1 pseudogene is annotated in these 1669 nt (G+C 69.7%); it reads right to left on the bottom strand.

From position 1 onward, the window contains the following. Window positions 1-1669 (bottom strand): annotated as a pseudogene (locus tag WEB03_RS16135) (type III restriction endonuclease subunit R); the annotation flags it as partial.

Below are 1669 nucleotides of genomic sequence, written 5' to 3'. Positions count from 1 at the left end.
CGGTCGGCGTAGTCAGCGAGGCCGCGGAGCTTGGGCAGGGCGTCGCCGAGGTGATGGCCGTGCGGATCGACGATGGATGCGCTGATGGAGCTGTCGTCGTTCTCGGTGAAGAACACGAAGTCGGGTCGCACGGTGCGGACCCGTCCACCGTGGTCGTAGACGACGGCGAGCGAGTCCTGACTGGACCGAGCCGGGTTCCGGTACCAGCCGACGAACCCCTTGCGGTCGAGCTCCCGATCGAGGACCTCGGCCTCCCAGGCGTTGCGATCGAGGGGGAAGGTGCCGTCCTCGTCGGCGAGGAGGTGCATCTCGTAGCGAGGCAACGGGGTCTCGGCCTCACCGTGACGCTCGGTGGTGGGCACGAGCCAGGAGGTCGGCTTGGCCAGGTCGAGGTCCTGGGGCTCCGCGCTCATCTCCCGGAGCTGGCGGTACGCGTCCTGGCGCTCGTCGCTGAGCGCCTTGATCGCGACCCGGTGGTCGGTGAGCCACCGCTTGGCGAGCTTGTCGGCTTCGGCCTCGAGGTAGCCCTTCACGTCGGGGACCAGACCGAGAGCGGCGACGGTGGCGTGGGCATCGAGGAGTGCGTCCTCGATGCTGTCAGCGTCCACGTCCGCGTCAGCGAGACGGTCGGCGTAGGTACGCGCCACGTCGGGGCTGAGCACCCGTGCCGCTCGCCGGTAGGCGTCCTCGATGACGACGTGGTCAGCGGCCGCAACGAACTCGTCGAACGTCGCGGTCTTGGCGTGCAGGTCCGCGGTGAGGGTCTTGCCCTCGACAGTGAGGACCGCAGCTCGGGCGGCGGCGATCTCGCCGGCGTAGCGGGCCCGGGCGCCGTCGAGGACCTTGTGCAGCTCGGCGTGGGCCAACTTGCCCGCGTCGGGAAGCAAACCGTCGGCGGCGAGCTCGTGGGCGAGTGCCGTGAGGCGCTTGACCGGCTTGGCCGTGCGCTGGGGCAGCGACTGCGACGGCAGCGACAGCAGCTTGTCCCACACCACGTCGGCGATGGCCGGGTTCGGGCGGACCTCGGTCGGGTTGATCAGCACCCGCCGGACAGGAGGTGCATCGGCGGTCCGGTCGTCGCTGGTGCCATGCATCAGGGCGTCGGCGACGGCGGTGACGGTCCTGGTGTCGAAGAACGGGAGCAGACAGTCCACCGCGTTGAGCTTCTCGTTGCCGGGGATGCGCCGCGCCAGCGGGGTGCGGACCATGCGGCCGAGGAGCTGGGTGATGTGAGTGCGGTCCTTGGCCGGCCGGAACGAGACCATCACCTCGGCTCGCGGGCAGTCCCATCCGGTGCTGATGGCGTCCTTGGCGATCAGGACCCGCACCCACGTCGACTCCTGCACCCGCTCGGGCGAGATGTAGGGGACGGTGAAGGAGCCGAAGGCCTGTGGACTGTGGTCGCCGAGCACGTGGGCAACAGCGTCGGTGGACAGATCCGGCCAGGTCTCGAAGATGGTGGCGAGCGCTTGGCCGACCTCGTCGGGGTCGGGCTTGTTGGGCACCTGGAGGACCATGAGGGGCGTGACGGTCTCGGTGCCCTGGGCCGCGGCGTAGTCGACCCAGCCTTCGGTGGCTTCCCGGAGCTTGTCGGTACCCCGGCGCACGAGCACGGTGTCGAACTGGCCGGCCTCGTCGGGGATGTCGAGGATCACCGTGTCCTTCAGCA

The organism is Nitriliruptor sp., from assembly GCF_040882075.1.
Taxonomy (GTDB): Bacteria; Actinomycetota; Nitriliruptoria; order Nitriliruptorales; family Nitriliruptoraceae; genus Nitriliruptor.
This window is presented reverse-complemented; position numbering and strand designations above follow the sequence as displayed.